General features: G+C 71.3%; 21 protein-coding genes. 7 read left to right on the plus strand and 14 right to left on the minus strand.

The genetic code is table 11. The features are described from left to right. From BM419_RS17080 to BM419_RS17130, 11 genes are all read right to left on the minus strand, one after another. On the minus strand, window positions 1-1352 hold a 1352-nt coding region (locus BM419_RS17080; protein WP_107684775.1), incomplete at its 3' end, for an ethanolamine ammonia-lyase subunit EutB. Window positions 1353-1449: 97 nt separating this feature from the next. Beyond that, window positions 1450-2154, minus strand: coding sequence for a L,D-transpeptidase (locus BM419_RS17085; RefSeq protein WP_091927126.1), 705 nt, complete (start codon window positions 2152-2154; stop codon window positions 1450-1452). Window positions 2155-2411: 257 nt separating this feature from the next. After that, on the minus strand, window positions 2412-3173 hold the full coding sequence (locus BM419_RS17090; protein WP_091927127.1) for an SDR family NAD(P)-dependent oxidoreductase: 762 nt from the start codon (window positions 3171-3173) through the stop codon (window positions 2412-2414). A 21-nt stretch (window positions 3174-3194) separates the two neighbouring features. After that, on the minus strand, window positions 3195-4187 hold the full coding sequence (locus BM419_RS17095) for an acetamidase/formamidase family protein (RefSeq protein WP_091927128.1): 993 nt from the start codon (window positions 4185-4187) through the stop codon (window positions 3195-3197). A 32-nt stretch (window positions 4188-4219) separates the two neighbouring features. Next, window positions 4220-4930 (minus strand): ABC transporter ATP-binding protein, encoded by a 711-nt coding sequence (locus BM419_RS17100; RefSeq protein WP_091927129.1) that lies wholly within the window; start codon window positions 4928-4930, stop codon window positions 4220-4222. Then, window positions 4923-5669 (minus strand): ABC transporter ATP-binding protein, encoded by a 747-nt coding sequence (locus tag BM419_RS17105; RefSeq protein WP_091927130.1) that lies wholly within the window; start codon window positions 5667-5669, stop codon window positions 4923-4925. The genes BM419_RS17100 and BM419_RS17105 overlap by 8 nt, the downstream gene beginning before the upstream one ends. Continuing rightward, a complete protein-coding gene (locus tag BM419_RS17110) occupies window positions 5666-6742 on the minus strand; it encodes a branched-chain amino acid ABC transporter permease (RefSeq protein WP_175556319.1) in 1077 nt (358 codons plus the stop codon). Before BM419_RS17110 ends, BM419_RS17105 begins: the two co-directional genes overlap by 4 nt. 4 nt (window positions 6743-6746) lie before the next feature. After that, entirely contained in the window at window positions 6747-7619 is an 873-nt protein-coding gene (locus BM419_RS17115; protein WP_020093099.1) for an ABC transporter permease subunit, read from the minus strand. A 103-nt stretch (window positions 7620-7722) separates the two neighbouring features. After that, window positions 7723-8970 carry an urea ABC transporter substrate-binding protein gene (locus BM419_RS17120; RefSeq protein ID WP_020093098.1) on the minus strand — a complete coding sequence of 416 codons (1248 nt, stop codon included), beginning with the start codon at window positions 8968-8970 and terminating at the stop codon, window positions 7723-7725. Window positions 8971-9005: 35 nt separating this feature from the next. Beyond that, on the minus strand, window positions 9006-9647 hold the full coding sequence (locus BM419_RS17125; RefSeq protein ID WP_091927131.1) for an ANTAR domain-containing response regulator: 642 nt from the start codon (window positions 9645-9647) through the stop codon (window positions 9006-9008). Continuing rightward, a complete protein-coding gene (locus BM419_RS17130) occupies window positions 9644-10798 on the minus strand; it encodes a transporter substrate-binding domain-containing protein (protein WP_091927132.1) in 1155 nt (384 codons plus the stop codon). Before BM419_RS17130 ends, BM419_RS17125 begins: the two co-directional genes overlap by 4 nt. A 428-nt stretch (window positions 10799-11226) precedes the next feature. On the opposite strand from BM419_RS17130, the gene BM419_RS17135 reads away from it, so the two are divergent. The 6 genes from BM419_RS17135 to BM419_RS17160 all read left to right on the plus strand — a co-directional run bounded on the left by BM419_RS17135 (window position 11227) and on the right by BM419_RS17160 (window position 17174). Continuing rightward, on the plus strand, window positions 11227-11844 hold the full coding sequence (locus BM419_RS17135) for a glutathione S-transferase family protein (protein WP_020093095.1): 618 nt from the start codon (window positions 11227-11229) through the stop codon (window positions 11842-11844). Between the two features lie 57 nt (window positions 11845-11901). Then, window positions 11902-13965 carry a 2Fe-2S iron-sulfur cluster-binding protein gene (locus BM419_RS17140; RefSeq protein ID WP_091927214.1) on the plus strand — a complete coding sequence of 688 codons (2064 nt, stop codon included), beginning with the start codon at window positions 11902-11904 and terminating at the stop codon, window positions 13963-13965. A gap of 115 nt (window positions 13966-14080) precedes the next feature. After that, a complete protein-coding gene (locus BM419_RS33385) occupies window positions 14081-14275 on the plus strand; it encodes a hypothetical protein (protein ID WP_091927133.1) in 195 nt (64 codons plus the stop codon). A gap of 81 nt (window positions 14276-14356) precedes the next feature. After that, entirely contained in the window at window positions 14357-15247 is an 891-nt protein-coding gene (locus BM419_RS17150; RefSeq protein WP_091927134.1) for a LysR family transcriptional regulator, read from the plus strand. Window positions 15248-15462: 215 nt separating this feature from the next. Then, the gene (locus tag BM419_RS17155) at window positions 15463-16611 is read left to right on the plus strand and encodes an acyl-CoA dehydrogenase family protein (RefSeq protein ID WP_091927135.1); all 1149 of its coding nucleotides are present in this window, start codon (window positions 15463-15465) and stop codon (window positions 16609-16611) included. Then, window positions 16608-17174 (plus strand): cytochrome b, encoded by a 567-nt coding sequence (locus BM419_RS17160; protein ID WP_091927136.1) that lies wholly within the window; start codon window positions 16608-16610, stop codon window positions 17172-17174. Before BM419_RS17155 ends, BM419_RS17160 begins: the two co-directional genes overlap by 4 nt. Before the next feature lie 28 nt (window positions 17175-17202). Here BM419_RS17160 and BM419_RS17165 read toward each other — a convergent pair whose 3' ends face one another. From BM419_RS17165 to BM419_RS17175, 3 genes are all read right to left on the minus strand, one after another. Continuing rightward, window positions 17203-18690 carry an HWE histidine kinase domain-containing protein gene (locus BM419_RS17165; RefSeq protein WP_091927137.1) on the minus strand — a complete coding sequence of 496 codons (1488 nt, stop codon included), beginning with the start codon at window positions 18688-18690 and terminating at the stop codon, window positions 17203-17205. Window positions 18691-18850: 160 nt separating this feature from the next. Beyond that, entirely contained in the window at window positions 18851-20191 is a 1341-nt protein-coding gene (locus BM419_RS17170) for an LLM class flavin-dependent oxidoreductase (protein WP_091927215.1), read from the minus strand. A gap of 139 nt (window positions 20192-20330) precedes the next feature. Next, window positions 20331-20846 (minus strand): DUF4188 domain-containing protein, encoded by a 516-nt coding sequence (locus BM419_RS17175; RefSeq protein ID WP_020093087.1) that lies wholly within the window; start codon window positions 20844-20846, stop codon window positions 20331-20333. On the opposite strand from BM419_RS17175, the gene BM419_RS17180 reads away from it, so the two are divergent. After that, window positions 20826-21293 carry a hypothetical protein gene (locus BM419_RS17180; protein WP_091927138.1) on the plus strand — a complete coding sequence of 156 codons (468 nt, stop codon included), beginning with the start codon at window positions 20826-20828 and terminating at the stop codon, window positions 21291-21293. The two genes, BM419_RS17175 and BM419_RS17180, sit on opposite strands and share 21 nt — an antisense overlap. Window positions 21294-21297 lie beyond the last annotated feature (4 nt).

Below are 21297 nucleotides of genomic sequence, written 5' to 3' on the forward strand. Positions count from 1 at the left end.
AGCGCGCCCGTCGCGCTGGCCAGCCGGCCCTGCCCGTCCGTGATGCCCACGGCCCGCAGCCACGCCTCGAATTCCGGGGCCGGACGGCGACCCAGGGTCTCGCGGGCGTAGACCGCGTCGTGGTGCGACAATGACTGGTAGTTCAGCATCACGTCGTCCGCCCCCGGCACCGTGATGACGAAGTTGACCCCGGCCGCGCACAGCAGGGTCAGGAGCGCGTCCATGTCCTCGCCGTCGGCATCGGCGTGATTGGTGTAGCAGACGTCCACGCCCATCGGCAGGCCGAGCAGCTTGCCGCAGAAGTGGTCCTCCAGCCCGGCGCGGATGATCTGCTTGCCGTCGTAGAGGTACTCGGGACCGATGAAGCCCACGACCGTGTTGACCAGCAGCGGGTCGAACTCCCGCGCCACCGCGTAGGCGCGCGCCTCCATGGTCTGCTGGTCGACGCCCCAGTGGGCGTCGGCCGAGAGCGCCGAGCCCTGGCCGGTCTCGAAGTACATGACCTGCCCGCCCGCCGGGCAGCGGCCGAGGGCGCGCGCCGCGTCCGAGGCCTCGCGCAGGACGGCGAGGTCGACGCCGAAGCCGGCATTGGCCTTCTGCGAGCCGGCCACCGACTGGAACACGAGGTCGACGGGCGCGCCCCGGGCCATGGCAGCGATCGCCACGGTGACGTGGCCGAGGCAGCAGTGCTGGGTCGGCACGTCGAGGCGCAGCCGCAGGGTCTCGAGCAGCTCGACGATGCGGAAGTAGTCGGGCAGGGAATCGGTCGCCGGGTTGACGCCGATGACCGCGTCGCCCGAGCCCATCAGCAGGCCGTCGAGGGCCGAGAGCAGGATGCCCTCGGACGAGTCGGTCGGGTGGTTGGGCTGGTTGCGGGTGGCGAGGCGCCCGGGCAGGCCGAGGGTCGAGCGGAAGCGGGTCACCACCGGCCGCTTGGCGGCCACCGCGACGAGGTCCTGCAGCCGGCAGATCTTGGAGACCGCCGCGACCATCTCGGGCGTGAGGCCGGGCGCGAGGGCAGAGAGGGCGTCCGCGTCGGCGGCGGGCGCGAGCAGCCACTCGCGGAAGGCGCCCACCGTCAGGGATGAGACCGGCGCGAAGGCTTCCGTGTCGTGCCGGCGGGCGATGAGGTCGGAGACCTCGTCCTGGTCCGAGGGGATCAGCTCCTCGGCCAGGAAGGTCTTGAGCGGCAGGTCGGCGAGAGCGATCTGCGCGGCCAAGCGCTCGACCGGCCCGTCGGCGCAGAGCCCGGCGAGCTGGTCGCCCGAGCGCTCCGGCGTAGCCTTGGCGAGCAGGCTGCGCAGGTCGGGGAAGGTGAAGCGTGTGCCTTCGATCGTCGTCGCGTAGGCCATGCGGGCGCTCCCGGCGCGCTGTCGGACCTCAGGGGACCCGATCCTGCAGGATGTCGGGGGCGCCGGGAAGCGGGGACGGCGCGGGCGCTGCCCGCCCTCAGGCCGGCAGCACGACCACCTTCGTCTTCACGGGCGTGCGCGCGTAGAGGTGGATCATGTCCTGGCTGAGCAGGCCGACGCAACCGCTGGTGATGCCCGTGCCGATCGATTCGGCGTCGCTGCTGGCGTAGATCGTGTAGAGCGTATAGGCGCCGTTCTGGTAGAGGTGCAGCGTGCGGGCACCGAGCGGGTTGTCGAGGCCGCCGGGCATGCCGCGGGCGTATTTCGCGGCCTCGGGCTGGCGCCGGATCATCTCCTTGGGCGGGGTCCAAGTCGCCCACTCGGACTTGCGGCCGACATAGGCGTTCCCGTTCCACAGGAAGCCCTGGCGGCCGACATTGGCGCCGTAGCGGGTGGCGGTGCCGTCACCCTCGATGCGGTAGACGTAGTAATTGGCGGGATCGACCACGATCGTGCCGGGCGCTTCCGACGAGGCGTACTGGACGGTCCGCCGGTAGTATTTCGGGTTGACCTTGCTGACGTCGACCGCCGGGATCGGGAACTTCTCGTTCGGCATCGGCCCGTAGGTCTTCGCCGCCTCGGCCATGAGCAGGGTGTCGGTCGTCCCGCACCCGCCGAGCGAGAGCGCGCCGATCCCGAGGGCCGAGCCGGCCAGGAACGACCGGCGGCTGAGAACTCCCGCCTCGCATCCGAGGCGCCCGCGCCCGTCGAGCCCGCCGGCCTCGCGATCGTCCGTCATCATCGCCCTGGACTTCCCTGTCCTGCAGCCCGGCGCGACTGCGCGGCGTGCCACCGCCGCGCGAACGGCCAAGCTTGAGAGTGCCGCGTGCCAGCGCGCGTGGCAAGCTTGTCTTTACAGAGTCGAGAGCGGCCGAAATGCGTCGCAAGTGTGGTGAGTCCTCGCGATCTCCAGACTTCGTCGCTGAACGACCGTACTGAACGCGCCGGGTGTGCTTCGGACGTCGCAGGTGTCCCGGTGCGGGGCGAGGCCGGTCGGCGTCAGAACTGCACGCCGCGGGTCAGGCTGCCGTCGACCACGAGGTTGGTGCCGGTGATGAAGCTCGCGGCCGGGCTCGCCAGGAACACGGCGGCGCGGGCCACCTCCTCCGGCCGCGCCATCCGGCCGGTCGGGTTCAGCCGGAGCGCCTCGGCGAACAGCGCCGGGTTGCCGGTCTCGATCTGGTGCCAGACGCCGCCCGAGAAGTAGGTGTTGCCGGGCGAGACCGAGTTGGCGCGGATGTTCCGGGGTGCGAGCTGGAAGGCCAGCCCCTGCGCGTAGTGGATCAGCGCCGCCTTGAAGGCGCCGTAGGGACCGGCCGCGAAGTCGATCTCCCGCCCGGAGACGCTGGAGATGACGACGATCGCGCCGGCCTCGGAGCGCTCGAGGTAAGGCATCGCCGCCTCGACCGCCGAGACGGTGCCCATCATGTCGACGGCGAAGCCGCTGCGCCACGCCGCCTCGTCGCTGCCGACCGCGAGGGCACTCACGTTGGGCACCACGATGTCGAGGCCGCCGAGTTCCTCCGCAGCCTCGGAGACCCAGCCGCGCAGCGCGGCGGAATCGGCGACGTCGACGGCGCGCCCGGTCGCCGCCACGCCCCGGGCGCGGAGGGCCGCCACCTTGCCGGCGACCTCCGCGGCGTTGCGGGCGCAGAGGGCGACCGCCGCCCCCTCGTCGGCCAGCAGGTCGACGATCGCCGCGCCGATGCCCTTGGTGCCGCCGGTCACCAGCGCGCGGCGGCCTCTGAGCCCGAGATCCATGCCGTCCTCCTCCGTCGCCGGTCAGGCGTGGGCGATCGCCTTCGTGATCGAGGCGCCGAGCGTGTATTTCGGATCGACCATGTTGCCGAGCCGCACGCGCCCGCACTGCGTGAGCAGCATGTAGGCGTCGATCTCGTCGAAGCCGAAATCGGCGGCGAGCCAGCGGATCAGCTCCCGGTAGGCGATGCGCGCCGCGTCCTCCATCGGCCGGGACGAGCCGATCGTCATGTAGAAGTCTTCGGTCTCGAGCCGCGGCCAGCGGAAGGTCCAGCCCTTGATCAGGTCGATCTGCACCGTCGTGTGGGTCGGGTGCTCCACCGCGACGCCGCAGAGTTCGCCGTCGCCCTGCGCGGCGTGGCAGTCGCCGAGGTAGAGGAGCGCGCCCTTCGCATTCACCGGCAGGTAGATCACCGCGCCGACGCCCACGTCCGGCAGGTCCATGTTGCCGCCGTAATAATCCGGCTGCAGCGAGGAGATCGCCTCGATCTCCGGCGAGGTGCCGATCGTGCCGATGAACGGCTGGTAGGGCAGCGTGATCCGGTCGTTCCAGCGCACGCCTTTCTCGGCCGTGACCTCGAGCTTGCGCACCCTCTCGGGGAGCGGCGGATTGAGGAGCGCGGTGTCGCCGGTGGCGACGAGGCCGCCGAATTCCGGCATGATCAGCGTCGTGCCGCAGGGCTGCGGGCCGCGCGGCCGGATCGAGCGGATCGCCACCGCGAGGCAGTCGCCCTTCTCGGCGCCGTTGACGTAGATCGGCCCGTTCTGCGGGTTGAGGTACGGGAAGTTCAGGATCTGCGTCGGGCTGTCGGTCTCGTGGCGGATCTTGCCCTCGAAGGCGTCGTGGGTTTCGACGGTGACGACGGCGCCGGGATCGACGGTCAGCACCGGCTCGGCGAAGGGCCCGTACACGTAGTGGTAGCGGCCCTGCTCGGCCTCGGTGATCGTGTGCTCCCGGCCGGGCTTGCCGCCGGCGACGCCCTTGCGGGCCATGATGGACTGGTCGAGCCACTGCATGGTCGTCTCTCCCTTGGTTGTCTGCCGTGTCGTCAGACGGCGAGGTGGCGCCGCACGAGGTCGCGGTCGTCGAGGTCACTGGCCGTCAGCTCCGCGACGATCCGGCCCTTGTCCATGACGTAGCTGCGCTGGGCCATGGCGCGGATCAGGTCGAGGTTCTGCTCCACGAACACGATCGTCACCCCGGTGCGGCGGTTGAGATCGACCAGGGTGCGGCCGATCTGCTGCACCACCGAGGGCTGGATGCCCTCGGAGGGCTCGTCGAGGAGGATCAGCGCAGGCCCGCCGACGAGGACGCGGCCGATGGCGAGCTGCTGCTGCTGGCCGCCCGAGAGTGTCCCCGCCCGCTGCCCGCGCCGCTCCCGCAGGATCGGGAAAGGCCCGAAGGCGCGCTCGTAATCCGGCCGCTCGCCCTTCGGCAGCAGCGACGCGCCGACCGTCAGGTTGTCGACGACGCTCATGCGCGGGAAGACATCGCGGCCCTGAGGCACGTAGCCGATGCCGAGGCGGGCGCGCCGGTGGGCGGCGAGCCCCTCGACGGCCGCGCCGCGGAACGCGATCCCGCCCGCGGAGGCGGGCAGGAGCCCGACGAGGCTGCGCATCAGCGTCGACTTGCCGACGCCGTTGCGGCCGATCACCGCCACGATCTCGCCGGGCCGGACCGCGAGGTCGACGCCCTGCAGCACGGGCTTGCCGCCGTAGCCGGCGCGGAGGCCGGTCGTCGCGAGGAGCGGCTCAGGCATCGGCGACGCTCCGAAGCGGCGGCGCGTCCGCCTCCCCGAGGTAGATGGCGGCGACCCGCTCGTCCGCGATGATCGCGTCGGTGGTGCCCTGGGCGAAGATGCGCCCGACGTGGAGCACGGTCACCCGCTGGGCGATCTGCCGGACGAAGGCCATGTCGTGCTCGATGGCCAGCACGGCGACGCCGTCGCGGTTGAGCGCCTGCACCATCTCGCCGGTGGCGAAGGTCTCGTCCGGCGACATCCCGGCGGTGGGCTCGTCGAGGAGGAGCAGGCGCGGCTTGAGGCTGATCGCCATGCCGATCTCCAGCCACTGCTTCTGCCCGTGGCTGAGGTTGCCGGCGCGGTCGGAGGCCGCCGCGGTGAGATTGAGGAAGGCGAGCAGTCGGCGGATCTCGGCACCGAGCGAGGCGCCCTCGAGATGGTGCTGCAGGGCTATCTCCAGGTTGTGCGCCACCGACAGGCTCGGGAAGATGCCCGGCACCTGGAACTTGACGCTCATGCCCCGCCGGATCCGCGCGAAGGGCTTGAGCGCGGTGATGTCCTCGCCGGCGTAGAGGATCTGCCCACGCTCCGGCGTGTACTCGCCGAGCAGCAGGCGGAAGAAGGTGCTCTTGCCGGCGCCGTTCGGCCCGATCAGGCAGTGGATCTCCCCCGCCGCGAGGGCGAAGTTCACGTCGTTGGTGACGTGCAGCCCGCCGAAATGCTTGCTCAGATCGCGGGTCTCGAGCAGCGGATTCATCGGCCCGCCTCCCGGCGGCGGAGGCGCCCGAGCCCGCGCATGGCCGCCACCACGAGGCCGTCGGGCGCCGCCAGCACCACCACGACGAGGAGCAGGCCCATCACCACCAGGGCGTACTGGCTGCCGTAGATCGTCAGCGCCTGGAAGCCGCCGAGGACCACGAGGGTGCCGATGAGCGTGGCCGTCAGGTCGCCGCGGCCGCCGACCGCGACCCAGATCACCGGCAGCGCGGCGGCGGTGAGCCCCATGCTGGAGGGCGTGATGTACTGGCCCCAGGCGGTGTAGAGGGTGCCGCTCAGCCCCGCGAGGGCCGAGCCGATCACGAAGGCGGCGAGCTGGTAGCGCCGCACGTCGTAGCCGAGCATCTCGGCCCGTTCCGGGTTCTCGCGGATCGCCACCAGCACGTTGCCGAACCGGGCGTTCACCAGGATGCGCAGCGCGAGGTAGACGACGATCAGGAGGCCCAGGAGCCCGTAGTAGAGGGTGACGTCGGGAAACAGCACGACGTCGCCGTCGGGCCACGGCACCGTCAGGGGCGGCATGCCGCTCATGCCGTTGTAGCCGTTGAGCCGCGCCGCCCCGATCTTCCATTCCGGGCCGGCGGTCTGCGCCATAAAGCGTTCCAGGGCGAGCGTCACCGACAGGGTGATGATGCCGAGGAACACCCCGCCGATACGGCCGAAGAACAGGAAGTAGCCGAGGAGCGCCGCCATCACGGCCGAGAGCGCGACCGCCAGCACCAGGGCCGCCAGGGTGAAGCCGTAGGCCGCGCCGACATTGAGCGTGAGCACGCCGTAGGCGTAGCCGGAGAGGCCGAAGAAGGCGGTCTGGCCGAAGCTGAGCGCGCCGCCGTAGCCCCAGATCAGGCACAGGCCGAGCGCCATGAACACCCAGCAGAAGAAGTAGGCCGTGTTGCCGACCGTGTAGCCGTCCGCGAACCACGGGTAGGCCACGGCGGCCGCCACCGCGAGCGCGAAGGCGGTCCAGAAGGCCGGGCCGCGCCCCAGGGTCTGCGGGCCCTCGAGGCGCCGGAGCAGGGTCTTCGCCGAGAACATGGCCGGAATCATCGCCATGGCCTCAGGCCCGCTCGCGCAGGATCAGGCCCGAGATGCCCCGCGGCAGCACCCGGATCACCAGGATCACCGCGACGAGGAGCCCGATCTGCCCGAAGAGCTGGCCCTGCCACGTCGTGAGCAGCGCCCGCACCGTCCCGAGCACGAGGGCCGCGGGCGCCGTGCCGAGGAAGATGTCGGCGCCCCCCACGACCACGGTGACGAAGGCCTCCATGATGAAGGTCGTCCCCATGGTCGGCACGATGGTCATGGTCGGCGCGTAGAGCCCGCCCGCGAGGCCCGCCAGCGCCGCGCCGAGGCCGAAGGTCAGGGCGTAGACCGTGCGGGTGTCGACGCCGAGGGCCTCGGCCATGTGCGGCACCTGGATGGTGGCGCGGGCGAGCGTCCCGAAGCGGGTGGCGTTGAAGGCGAGGTAGAGCCCGGCCAGCACCGCGACGGCGGCGACCATCAGCACCACGCGGTAGGTCGAGTAGGAGTAGCCGCCGACCGTGAAGCTGCCGAGCGGCGTGCCGATCCCCGGCATGCTGGAGCCGAGCAGGATCAGCGTGCCCTGCGTCGCCGCGAGGCTGATGCCCCAGGTCGCCACGATCGTGTCGAGGGGCCGCCCGTAGAGATGGCGGATGACGAGGCGCTCCATCACCATGCCGACGGCCCCGGCGACGAGTGCGCCGGCCAGGATGCCCAGCGGCAGCGGCAGCCCGGCCCGCGTGGACGCCGCCGTGACGTAGGCGCCGCACATGATCAGCTCGCCGTGCGCGAGGTTGATCACGCCCATCATGCCGAACACCACCGCGAGGCCGCAGGCGGAGAGGACCAGGAACGAGAACGCGTCGCCGATCTGGTAGAGGAACGTGAAGGCGTGAGTCAGCAGATCCATCCGGAGGCCCGATCGTGATGGCTGTGGGCCGGGGCCTCAGCCCCGGCGATGTCGCGTCGTCTCCGGCCCGGGGCCGCGGCGCGCGGATGACCGACCCGGCAGGTCAGGGCTTCGGCGGGTTGCTCGGCGTGTACTGCGCCATCGGATCCTTCTGCGTCAGGTCGCAGCCGGCCTTCCCGAGCCAGTAGGGCTGGATGTTGTCCCAGGTCTTCGGGAAGGAGATCGCGTGCTTCTCGTCGACCTTCGCGAGGTAGATCGTGTGGGAGGCGTGCTGGCTCTTCGGGTCGATGCAGACCTTGCCCTCCGGCGCGTCCACGCAGACGTCGCCCGCCGCGATGACCTTGCGCAGGTCGGCGCGCTTGGTCGAGCCGTTCGCCCGCTCCACCATCTGCTTGTAGAGGTAGACCGCGAGGTAGGAGTTCTCGGCCTCCTGGTTCACGTAGGGCTCGTTCGGGAACTTCGCCTTCCACTTGGCCAGGAACGCCTTGCTCGACGGGCTGTCGACCTCCTCGATGTAGTTCGTGGTCACGTACATGTTGGCGAGGCTGGGGGGCTGGAAGCGCTTGTGCTCGTAACCCTGGCCGATATTGACCGAGGAGCCCATCGGCACCTTCAGGTTCGCGGCCGCCGCCTGCTCGTAGTAGGAGGCCTGCGCCGTCCCGACGAGCAGCGTCATCAGGATGTCGGGCTTGGCCTTCTGGATGTTCTGGATCGTCTGCGAGAATTGCGACACGCCGAGGGGGATAAATTCTTCCCCGACCATCTCGCCGCCGTTCTCCTTGACGATGTTGCGCACCCACTCGGCCGAGATCTGACCGAAATTGTAGTCGGCCGCGATCGTGTAGACCCGCTTGCCGAACTTCTCCATCATCCACGGGATCAGCGTCGAGAACTGCTGCTCCGGCACCGCGCCCGTGACGACCATGTGGCCGTCGCAGACGCCGCCCTCGTACTGGTTGTTGTAGAACGCGAAGCCGTCGAGCTGGTCGACGATCGGCCGGTAGGCCTCGCGGGACGCGCTGGAGAAGCCCGCGAAGACGGCGTTGACCTTGTCGCGCTGGAGCACCCGGCGCATGAATTCCTGATAGCGCGTGTTGTCGGACTGCGTGTCGTAGATCACGAGCTCCAGCTTGCGCCCGGCGATGCCGCCCGCGGCGTTGATTTCGTCCGCGGCGAGCTGGATGCCGTGGACCTTGCCGATGGTGGCGACCGCGAAGTCGCCGGACTGGTCCTCGAGGACACCGAGCTTGATCGGGTCGGCGGCGCGCGCCGCCGGGGCGGCCAGGGATACGCTCGCGAGCAGGGCGGCCGCGAGGGCGGACAGGCGGGATCCGCGGGGCGTTCTCGTCATCGGGTCGTCCTCGTCTACGGGGTGGAGTGCGTGCTTCAGGATCGGGCCAGCCGCGGCGAGAGGGCCGGCGCGGCGACGGACGGACGGGCGCGGACCAGCGCCTCGCAGTAGGCTTCCAGGGGCTGCCGGGCGCGCATGGCGTCGCGCCGCAGCGTCTCGTAGGCCGCGTCGTCGTCGAGGCCGTGCTCCTGCATCAGCCGGAGGATCGCCTTGACGACGTGGCGCCGACCGCGCCTCCGCTCCTCGTGGCGAGCAAGCCGTTCTTCGAGGAGACGGCGCCGGTTGTGCTCGTTCACCGCCAGGAACAGGGCGGCGTAGACCGAGGCGCCGTGAATCGGCTTGCGCAGCAGGCCGGTCGCGCCGAGCTGGAGCAGCCCCTTGAGGCGGCTCGGCGCCTCGACGCCCACGAGCCCGACCACCGGGACCGGCGGCAGGTCGGGCACGGCGCTCGCCGCGAGGCCCGGCAGTGGCAGGTCGCCGTCCACGATGACGATGTGGTGCTCGGGGTCGAGGATCTCGAAATCGAGCCACGGCGCCTCGCCGGCCGGGACGACCGAGGCCACGGTGAGCCCGAGCTTCATCAGGGTGCTCGCCAGGACGTCCGTGGCGGTGCTCGGCGGCGCGATCAGCAGGGCCTGCGCACCGCTGAAATTCTGGATCAGCCGGGGCGTCGTCATGGCACCACCTTCAGGTGCGGGCGCCGGCTCACCGGCACGACGCGCGGATCGCTGCGCACCAGGTAGGGGTCCGGCGCGACCGGCGCCTCGGCCTGCGCCACGATGGTGAAGCGGGCCGCCGCCGTCGAGAGGCCGATCCGAGGGGTCAGGCAGGCGTGGAGGGTCGTCTCGTCGAGGCGCACCGGTCCCTGGGGCGCCTCGAACTCGTCGGCGCAGGCCGCCCGGCGCACCGTCGCGGCATCCTCGGTCCCGGCACGCGCCAGCGCCCGCGCCAGGAGATGCACCGCGATGTACGAGGATTCCGCATCCGCCGAGGGGGTCGGGCCTTCGGGAAAACGCGCCGCGTAGGCCGCCATGAAGGCGCGGTTGCGGGGCGTGTCGATCGACGTGAAGTAGACGCTGGAAGACAGGTGGCCGTCGACCGCCTCCGGCCCGATCGCCTCCAGTTCCGGCTCAGCGAGGCTGCAGCTCGCCACCGGCATGGTCCGCGCCTGGTCGATGCCGCGCGCCGCGCAGGCACTCCGGAAGTCGCGGAAGAAGCGGTACGCCGAGATGCCGATCAGCGTGTTGAAGACGAAGTCCGGCTTCGCGGCCAGGATCGCCGCGATCACCTGATCGAAGGCGGTCTCGCCCACCGCGAGGTAGCGCTCGCCCGCGACGTCACCGCCGGCGATCGCCAGCGTCTCCCGCAGGATCCGGTTGTTCTCCCAGGCCCAGATGTAGTTGGAGCCGACGCAGAAGGCCGTGCGGCCGCCCCGGGCGAGGAGGTGCCGCACCAGCGGGACGATGTGCTGATTCGGCGCCGCCCCGGTGTAGACCACGTTCGCCGAGGTCTCGAAGCCCTCGTAATGCGACGGGTACCAGAGCAGGGCGTCCCGCTTCTCGAAGATCGGGATGATCTCCTTGCGGCTCGACGAGGTGTAGCAGCCGACGACGTGGCGGATCCCCGCGTCGAGGAGCCGCTCGGCGCCGGCGACGTAGCCCGCGAGGGCGCCCTGCGGATCGCGGATCACCGGCTCCAGGACGCAGTCGCCCCGCGCGTTCACCTCGTCGACCGCCAGGAGCGCGCCGTTCAGCATCGCCCGCCCGACGAGACCGTAGGGTCCGTCCGCGGAGAACAGGATGCCGATGCGGTGATGGCTGAGGCCCATGCAATCCTTCAGAACGCAAAAAGCCCGCCAGTGCGGAAGCACTGCGGGCGGCATCGCCGTGAAAGATGGTGACGTATTGGCGCGAAACTGGGCAGCTTTGCCCCGCGCCTGAAAACTAGGCTCCTCGGTAATGGCCTCGGTGTCAAGTCCCGCGCAGTCTTTTCGGAGCCGGCGTCTTGATGATTGCTTCCCGGGTCGCTGATCAGCGCCCGCGCCAGGCCCCTCCGCGGCGCCTGTACCCGCGGAGGCGAGGCGGATGACGGCCGCGCCAGCCCGGCGCAGGATCGCTCGGCACCGTTGGCCCCCGCAATTATTCCGATTTACGGAATGATGAACTGCGGAGAACGCCTATTCTGCTCGCCCAAACGCGGCGGCATTCTCCTCACACGGCCCGGGGCGATCCCGGCCCGCGACGGAGATCCACGGTCATGAAGCTCTACCACCATCCCCTCTCCGGCCACGCGCATCGGGCCCGCCTGTTCCTCTCCCTGGTCGAGGCCCCGCACGAGCTGATCGAGGTCGACCTGAAGGCGGGCGGACACAAGACGCCGGCCTTCCTGGCCATGAACCCGTTCGGTCAGGTGCCGGTGCTCGACGACGACGGCGTGATCGTCTCCGATTCCAACGCCATCCTCGTCTACGTGGCGAAGCGGCTCGGCCGATCCGACTGGCTGCCCGAGGATCCGCGCGCCGCGGCGGCGGTCCAGCGCTGGCTCTCGGTCGCGGCGGGCGAACTCGCCTACGGGCCGGCGGCAGCGCGGCTGATCACGGTGTTCGGCGCCACGTTCCATCCGGAGGAGGTGATCGCCCGGGCGCACACGCTCCTGGGGCGGCTCGAGGCGCATCTCGATGGCCGGAACTGGCTCGCGGCCGAGCGGCCGACCGTCGCGGACGTGGCGGTCTACAGCTACCTCGCCCGCGCCCCGGAGGGGAACGTGGACCTGTCGGGCTACCCGCGGGTCGAGGCCTTCCTGCGCCGGATCGAGGGCCTGCCGGGCTTCGTCCCCTTCGCCCAGACCCCCGCGGGCCTCACGGCCGCGGCGTGACCGGAAGGCCCCGGGCGCACCCGCGCCCGGGGGCGGATGCAGATGGAGGGCGCGAAGATGGCTGACGGTCAGACCCTTGCGACGCTGCCGACATGGCATGCCGGCGAGACGTCCATCCAGGAGACGGTCGGCGCCGCCGACCGGATGGCGGTGGTCGGCCAGCGGGTGGTGCGGGACTTCATGCCCGATCAGCACCGCGCCTTCTTCGCGGAGATCCCCTTCATCGTGCTGGGCAGCGTCGACCGGCAGGGCGACGCCTGGGCCACGCTCCTGGCCGGCCGTCCCGGCTTCATCTCCTCGCCGACCGCCACGACCCTCGACATCGCCGCGCGGCCGGACCCGGCCGACCCCGCGTCCGATGGCACGGGCGACGGCGACGCAATCGGCCTCCTCGGGATCGCGCTGGACAGCCGCCGCCGCAACCGCGTCAACGGCCTCGTCCGCTCCACGGCCGGCGGAGTCCTGCACTTCGCAGTCGACCAGAGCTTCGGGAACTGCCCGCAATACATCCAGCTGCGCGACATGAGCTTCGTCGGCGAGCCGGGCGCCCCCGCTCCGGCCCCCGCCGAGGAGAGCGCGGAGCTCGACCCGGCAGCCCGCGGCCTGATCGCGGCGGCGGACACGTTCTTCGTGGCCTCCTACGCCGACCGGGAGGGCCGGCGCCAGGTCGACGTCTCGCATCGCGGCGGCAAGGCGGGGTTCGTCCGCGTCGCCGCGGACGGCACGCTGACCATCCCCGACTTCGCCGGCAACCTGTTCTTCGCCACGCTCGGGAACATCTTCCTGAACAGCAGGGCCGGCCTGGTCTTCACCGATTTCGAGACGGGCGATCTCCTGCAGCTGACCGGCGACGCCGCGGTGATCCTGGACTCGCCCGAGATCGCGGCCTTCCAGGGCGCCGAGCGGCTCTGGAGCTTCCGGCCGCGCCGGGTAATCCGCCGACGCGGTGCCCTGCCGCTGCGCTGGTCGTTCCGGCCGGACGGCTGGTCGCCGAACGCGCTGATGACCGGCGACTGGGCGGAGGCCGCCGACCGCGTCCGGGCGGCCGAGCGCGCGACGCAGTGGCGGCCGTTCCGGGTAGCCGAGATCGTCGACGAGAGCCGCACGATCCGGTCCTTCCACCTGACCCCGGACGACGGGGCCGGGCGGCTCCCGCACCGCGCGGGCCAGCACCTGCCGATCCGCGTCACGCTGCCGGGGGCAGACGCGCCGGTCATAAGAACCTACACGCTCTCGGTCGCACCCTCGGACCCGACCTACCGGATCAGCGTGAAGCGCGACGGCACCGTCTCGCGGCACCTCCACGACCGAGTTCGGGTCGGCGACATCGTCGAGGCGCGCGCGCCCGGCGGCGGCTTCACCCTCGATGCGAGCGCGGCGCGCCCGGCCGTGCTGCTCGCCGGCGGCGTCGGGATCACGCCGCTCCTCGCGATGCTCCGGCACGTGGTCTACGAGGGCCTGCGCACCCGCAAGATCCGACCGACCACGCTCGTCTACGCTGCCCGCACCCGCGCCGAGCGCGCCTTCGACCGGGAGTTGTCCGAACTCGCCGCGGCGGCGCAGGGAGCCGTGCGGATCGTGCGCGTCCTGAGCGAAGTCTCCGATGCGACGGCCGGCGTCGATTACGAGGCCGCGGGCCGGATCGACATGGCCCTGCTCACGCGGTTCCTGGCCTTCGCGGATTACGATTTCTACCTGTGCGGCCCGTCGGCCTTCACCCAGGCGCTCTATGACGGCCTGCGCGGCTACAACGTGGCGGACGACCGGATTCACGCGGAGGCGTTCGGTCCCTCGGGGCTCATCCGCGACACCGGAACGGCGGCGGCCGCGCCCCCGCGCCCGCCGGCCTCCACGGAGACGGTGCAGGTCGCCTTCCTCGACACCGGCAAGGAAGCGCGCTGGACGCCGGATTCGGGCAGCCTCCTCGACCTCGCCGAGGCGCGGGGTCTCGCACCGGAGTTCAGCTGCCGCGAGGGCAGCTGCGGGACCTGCCGCACCAAGCTGCTCGCCGGCGCGGTGACCTATCCGAGGGAACCGAGCGCACCGGTGGCTGACGACGAGGTGCTGATCTGCTCCGCGGTGCCCGCGGAGGGCACGGACCGGGTGCAGCTCGCACTGTGACGCGCGCGACTGCGCGGCCCGCGCCGTGTTCCGCCTTGCGGGACCGGCGCCGGCGGATCATCCTGCGCCGCTACCGGAGCCGGGCTGAACCTTCCCCGAGGACGAGGAGCCCGTCCTGTCCCGTCCGCCGCCGCCGCCCTTCGACGCGCAGAGCGCGATCACAGAGGTCCGCCTCGCCGAGGACGGGCTGATGCGCTATCGGCACAGCAGCATCAACGCGTTGCCGATCGCGGAATCGGACCGCGAGTTTCACTGGCCCCTCGGGCGCCGGCCGGACGACCATCCGGGCCTGAGCCATTTCGGCTTCTGACCGATCGGCCGGGACGCCGACGCGGCGGGCCGGATCGGGCGTGAGCGTCGCGACCCGGCCGCGAGAACCCGGAGCGAGGCTATGGATCGGTGGCAGGCCATGCGCATCTTCGCGAAGGTCGCCGAAACGGCGAGCTTCGCGCAGACCGCCCGCCTCTTGCACATGAGCCCGCCGGCCGTGACGCGCGCCGTGGCGGCGCTCGAGGAGACCATCGGCGCCCGCCTCCTGATCCGGACGACCCGCTCCGTGAAGCTCACGGAAGCGGGCAGCCGGTACTACGAGGATTGCCGGCGGATCCTGGCCGACATCGCCGAGGCGGAATCGGCGGCGGCCGGCTCCAACGCGACGCCGTCGGGCACGCTCGCGGTGACGGCCTCGGTCCTGTTCGGACGGATGCACGTGCTCCCGATCGTCACCGACTACCTCGACACCTACCCGACCATGGTGGCGCGGACCCTCTTCGTCGACCGGCCGGTCAGCATGGTGGAGGAGGGAATCGACGTGGCGATCCGCATCGGCCACCTGACCGATTCCGGGTTCACGGCCGCTCGAGTCGGGTCGGTGCGCCACGTCATCTGCGGCGCCCCGGACTACTTCGCGCGGCACGGCGTGCCGGCGACCCCGGCGGATCTCAAGCGCCACCGGATCGCCGTCTCCACCGGGGCCTTCGCGTCGCCGGAGTGGCGGTTCGGCCGGAACGAGCGGGTGGTCGTCCGCCCCACTCTGGAGGGCAACACCAACGAGGTCTCGATCGGCGCCGCACGGTCGGGCTGGGGGCTGGCGCGTGTCCTGAACTACCAGATCGGCCCGGACCTGCGGGACGGCCACCTACAGATCGTGCTCGCCGACTACGAGGAAGCGCCGCTGCCGGTCCACGTCCTGTACCCGGAAGGCCGGCACGCGCCCGCGAAGGTGCGGACGTTCGTCGATCTGGCCGTGGCGCGGCTGCGCGCCAACCGGACGCTGAACTGAGAGCAGCCCGGATCGACGACGGTCGCATTGGTCGCAGCCGCGGCCGGGGAAAGGATGGCTCAGTCTTAGGTTAGTTTTTTAGGATCTTCCGCATCTTCTGCGGGCAATGGGGGCCCATACGTGACGAGACCCGAGCGCGCGACCGTGGGCAACCGCCCCTCAGCGGCCATTCGCCTGGATGTCGACGCGGTGGCGCTCTGAGAGGAGTCAGGCGCATGGATCAGTGGACCCGCCTGGATCCCGTCTACGATTCCGAGGCGGCCGCGCGCGCGATCGCCGCGTCGGCGCCCGCGCGCGCCGACGCCCAGGATCACGACGACGGCTTCCCACTGGATGACATCGCCGATCTCGCCCGCCTCGGGCTGCTCGCCGCGCCCGTGCCGGTGGATCACGGCGGCGCGGGCCTCGGCACGGAGCCGGGCGCCGGTGCCCTGGCGGAGGTTCTGCGGCTGGTCGGCTACGGAAGCCTCGCTCTCGGCCGGCTCTACGAGGGTCACGTCAACGCCCTCCAGCTCGTCGCCCGGTACGGCTCACCCGCCCAGCGCGTCCGCCTGTTCGCCGACGCGCGCGCCGGCCACCTGTTCGGTGTCTGGAACACCGAGCCGGGGGAAGGCGGCCTCACGATCGAGGCCTCGGACGTCGACGGCCATCTCCGCGGCGTGAAGACCTTCGCGTCGGGCGCCGGCTTCGTCACCCGCGCCCTCGTCACCGCCCGGCATCCGGGACAGGGCGGCACGGCGATGATGGTGGTGCCGCTCGACGCCGGCGCGCGGTCCGATCTCTCGGCGTGGCGAGCGCAGGGCATGCGCGCCTCGGCGACCGGCACGATCGACTTCACCGGCCTCGCCTTCGCGGCCGACGATATCCTCGGCCAGCCCGACGATTACTTCCGGCAGCCGGCCTTCTCGGGCGGCGCGTGGCGCTTCGCGGCGGTGCAGCTCGGCGGCATCGAGGCCGTGTTCGATGCCTGGCGCGGCCATCTGCGCCGCCTCGGCCGGGGGAGCGATCCGCACCAGCTGGCGCGCCTCGGCGAGGGCGCCATCGCGGTCGAGGGCGCGCGTCTCTGGGTCGAGCGCGGGGCGCAGATCGCGTCGGACGCGGCGATGCCGCCGGAGCGCGTCGTCGCCTACATCAACCTGGTCCGCCTCGCGGTCGAGCGCGCCGGCCTCGACATCCTCCAGCTGGCCCAGCGCTCGGTCGGCCTCCAGGGCTTCCTGCGCGGCCATCCGCTGGAGCGGCTGTCGCGCGATCTCGCCACCTACCTGCGCCAGCCGGGACCGGATCACGCGCTCACCAGCGCGGCCTCCGAGATCCTGCGCGGGGACGGCCTGGCCGGTGACCTCTGGACCGAGAACGCCGCGTGACGGGGCAGAGCGGCCACGCCACCGCATCGCGGACCGTCTGGCTGGACACGCCGGAGCGGTACGGCCGCGTCAGCCGCGGCTTCCACTGGGTGATGGCGGCCCTGTTCGCCTGGCAATTCACCGGGGCGCTGCTCTACGTCACGATCGGCGATGCGGCGCTCACCCGCCTCGTCGGCGGCAGCCACTTCACCCTCGGCTTCACCCTGTTCGTGCTCGTGCTCCTGCGCGGGGTGTGGGGCCTCGCGAACCTTCACCGGCGCCCCGCCCATCCGGGCGCGCCGGGGCGCGCGGTCGCGGCCGGTCACGGCCTGATCTATCTCCTGATGGTCCTGGTCCCGAGCCTCGCGCTGCTGCGCCAGTACGGATCGGGCAAGCCCTTCGCGCCCTACGGCATCCCGGTGATGCCGGCGCGCGAGACGAAGATCGAGTGGATGATGCTGCCCGCCGACCTGTTCCACTACTGGCTGGGCTTCACGCTCCTCGTTGTCGTGCTCGGCCACGCCGCGATGGCGTTCCTGCACCGCAGGCTCTGGAAAGAGACCGTCCTGACCCGCATGACCTGACCGGCGGCGGGCCCGCGGGACGCGATCCTCAGCCCGCCACCTCCGCCGCGGCGGGCGCGCGGTCGGGCAGCGGCGCGTCCAGCGTGAAGACCACGCCGCGGGGGCGGTACTCGATCTCGGCCGAGCCGCCCATCTCGGCGGCCAGCGCCCGCTCGATGAGGCGCGTGCCGAACCCGCCGCGGGCCGGTGCCGTCACCGCGGGTCCGCCGACCTCCTCCCAGCGGAACCAGAGACGGGCCGGCGTCGCCCCGTCGACCACGTCCCAGTTCAGGACCACTCGCCCACGGTCGTTCGACAGGGCGCCGTACTTCACGGCGTTGGTCGCCAGTTCGTGCAGCGCCATCGTGAAGGCGAGCGTCAGGCGCGGCGTCAGCCACACCTCCGGTCCGTTGATCAGGAAGCGCTGTCCCGCCCCGCCCCGGAACGCCTGGAGGGTGCCCTCCACGATGACGTCGAGCGTGGCCCCGATCCAGCTCTGGCGGGTCAGGACGTCGTGGGCCGCCGAGAGCGAGTGCAGCCGCGCGTCGAGGGTCCTGTGCGCCTCCTCCAAGGAGGCGGCGTTGCGCAGGGTCTGGTGCGCGATCGACTGCATGGTCGCCATCGAGTTCTTCACCCGGTGGTTCAGCTCGTCGGCCAGGAGGGCGCGGTGCTCCTCCGCGCGCTTGCGCTCGGTCACGTCGATGGAGACGCCGGCCATGCTCAGCGGCTGCCCGACCGAGTCGTAGAAGGTCTGACCCCGGATCTGCAACCAGCGAAGCTCGCCGCCGGGCGTGCGCGCCCGGTACTCGATGTCGTAGTCGCTGTGCTCGCGGATCGAGGTCTGCACCGCCGCCTGCATGCGCGGCCGGTCCTCGGGCTCGATCGCGGCGATCAGGTCCTCGTAGCTGAACGCCTCGCCCGGCACCCGCCCGAAGTTCTCCTTGCAGGTCTCGGAGGCCACGAGCCGCATGTCGGCGAGATCGAGGGTCCACGAGCCGAAACGTCCGGCCTTCAGGATGAATCGCAGCCGCTCCTCGCTGCGGGTGAGGTCGCTGGTGCGGCGCTCGATCTCCTGCTCGAGCGCCTCCCGGTCGCGCTGCATCCGCGCGAGCTTCTCCCGCTCCAGCGTCACGTCGAACTGCGACGCGAAGAAGTAGGTGAGCTCCCCGTCGCGATCGAAGACCGGCGAGATCAGCAGCCGGTTCCAGAAGAGCTCGCCGTTCTTCTTGTGGTTCAGGAGCTCGATCTCGATCGGCACGCGGCGGGCGATCGCCGCCCTGATCTTCGCGATGTCGGCCTTGCTGGTCTCGGGCCCCTGAAGGAACCGGCAGTTCCGGCCGATGATCTCGTCGTGGCCGTACCCGGTCAACTTGGAGAAGGCGGCGTTGACGAAGACGATGGGGTTGTCCGGCTGATGGGGATCGGTGATCAGCATCGGCATCCGCGTCGCCCGAACGGCGGAGACGAAGGGGTCAGTGCTCGCGTCGGTGCGGGCGAATTCCGCTTCGAAACGCGTGCGTTCCTGCTGATCCGTCAATGCCCGGTCGCCCCTGTCACGACTCGCCGATGGCGGCCTTCGGCCCTCGTGGCGTGGCTGTACCACAGCGGGGATCGCTTGTGCGCAATCATGATGCGGGCCGAGACGCCGCAGGGGGTCGCGACGCCTCGCCCGATCGGACCCGGGAAGAGGCCCGCCGCTACACCGCGGCCCGACCGGGGCCGAACCCGGCCGGCGGGCGCGAGCCGAGATGGTCCCGCAGCGTCCGGCCCTCGTACTCGGTGCGGAACAGGCCGCGCCGCCGCAGCTCCGGCAGGACCAGCGCGATGAAGTCGTCGAGGCCGCCGGGCAGCGTCGGCGGCATGATGTTGAAGCCGTCCGCCCCGCCGGCCCGGAACCGCGCCTCCATCTCGTCCACGATCTGGGCCGGCGTGCCGACGATCTGCGAGTGGCCGCGCGCGCCGGCGATGCGCAGGTAGAGCTGGCGCAGGGTCAGGCCCTCGCGGCGGGCGAGGTCGAACATGAGCTGCTGGCGGGACTTGATGCCTTCGGTCTCGGGCAACTCCGGCACCGGCCCCTCGGGATCGTAGCCCGACAGATCGTGGCCGCCGATCATGCGACCGAGCAGCGCCAGCCCGACCACCGGGTCGATCAGGTCCTGCAGCGCCTCGAACTTCGCCCGCGCCTCGGCCTCGCTGCGCCCGACGACGGGGAACAGGCCGGGCATGATCTTCAGATCATCCGGCGCACGACCGAAGCCGGGCATGCGTCCCTTGAGATCGCCGTAGAACTCGACCGCCTCGTCCAGCGTCTGGTTCGCGGTGAAGACGATCTCGGCGGTCCGCGCCGCGAGGTCCTTGCCGGGCCCGGAAGCGCCGGCCTGCACCAGCACGGGCTGGCCCTGCGGCGTCCGCGAGATGTTGAGCGGACCGCGGACCTCGAAATGCTTGCCCCGGTGATCCAGCGGGCGGAAGCCGTCCGGCTTCGAGAACTGGCCGCTCGCGCGGTCGATGATCACGGCGCCGTCGTCCCAGGTGTTCCAGAGGCCGAGGACCACGTCCGCGAATTCCTCGGCGCGCTCGTAGCGGTCGGCGTGACGGCCGATCCGGTCGCCGCCGAAATTCGCCGCCTCCGCGTCGGTCGCGGAGGTCACGAGGTTCCAGCCGGCGCGCCCGCCGCTGAGATGGTCGAGGGAGGCGAACCGGCGCGCGACGTTGAAGGGCTCGTTGAAGCTGGTGGAGGTGGTGGCGACGAGACCGATCCGGCGCGTCACCGCCGCGAGGGCGGACAGCAGCGTCAGCGGCTCGAAATGGGTCGAGCGCGCGGTGCGCTCGCTCGACCGCAGGTCGAGGTCGCGGATCCCGCTCCCGTCCTCCAGGAAGATGAGGTCGAACTTCGCGGCCTCGGCGCGCTGCGCCCAGCCGACATAGCGCTCCAGGACGAGCCCGCCGTCGGCCTCGCTGGAGGGATGGCGCCAGCCCGCGACGTGGTGGCCGGTCGCGTAGAAGAACGCGCCGAGGCGCAGGGTACCCTGTCTCATCGAACCGACCGTCATCGTGCCTGATCCGCTCCGTGCCTTCCGCGCGGGCCGGTGTCCAGCCGAACCGTGCGCACGGGCGGACCCCGCGTCGCACACGGCTCATCCGCCGCACCGGAACTCCGGCCGGGCGGCCGGAGCCTCAGCGCGGGACTGCGGCGTCCGGCGCGTTGTCGGCGGGGAGGTCGCGCAGGTCGGACGAGGCGTAACGCCCGTGCCGGGCCGCCAGCGAGCCCCTTGCCTCCTGCATCGGCATGAAGGCCGCGAATCCGACCGGCTCGGCCACGTCGTGGTAGATCGCCTCCATGCCGCCGCGCATGTGGTAGGTCTCGTGCCAGATGCCGACGCCGCGGGTGTCGCGCAGGAAATCCCGCCACCAGATCCGGTGCGGCTCGGACTTGGACCACGCGACCATGCTGTCCATGTCCCGCCAGTACCAGCGCATGCCGACATGGAGCGGGCGCAGGCTGAAGATGATGTTGTTCTCGTAGTGCAGGAGGCCCTCTGGCCGCGCCGCGCCGACCCTGTCGATCCGCGGCCCGAAGCCGAGCAGGGTCTTCACGCCGGCCAGGGTGCGGACCTTCATCCCGAGATAGATCACGACGAGGTCCGGGTAGCCCGAGAAGTCCGGGACCGCGTGTCGCCGGTTCGCGCCCATGTTCGCGCCCTCATTCGCCGGCCGGTCCTGGCGGGCCCTTCAGCGTCGAGAATAGGCGACGACGCGGTCGGCGAGCAATATTCGTGGACCGCGTTGCTTACGACCTGCGACGTCCGGCAGTATCGGACGAACCCGGTCGACCTCCGTCACGGCCGCCGCGCGGCAGCCGCGATCCGGGCGGACGCTCCCGCGCGCGCCGCCGCGGAGATCCTCGAGGTTCGTGCCGACCGCCTCGGAGATCTCCGCTCCGTCGCCGGATCGTTCGGGATCGCGCGCGGCTCAGCGCGTGCGCTCCCCGCAATCCGGGCCATTCTGCCGGGAGCGCGGCCAGGCGCGGGTGCGGATGTACTGTTCGACCACGAGAGCCCCTCCTCCAAGAACAACCACAGCGAGAATGGCTTCGCGGAAAGTGCCAGGATCGATCATCGTCTCGACTCTCTGCAGTGAATCG

This window comes from Methylobacterium sp. yr668, assembly GCF_900116245.1.
GTDB lineage: Bacteria > Pseudomonadota > Alphaproteobacteria > Rhizobiales > Beijerinckiaceae > Methylobacterium.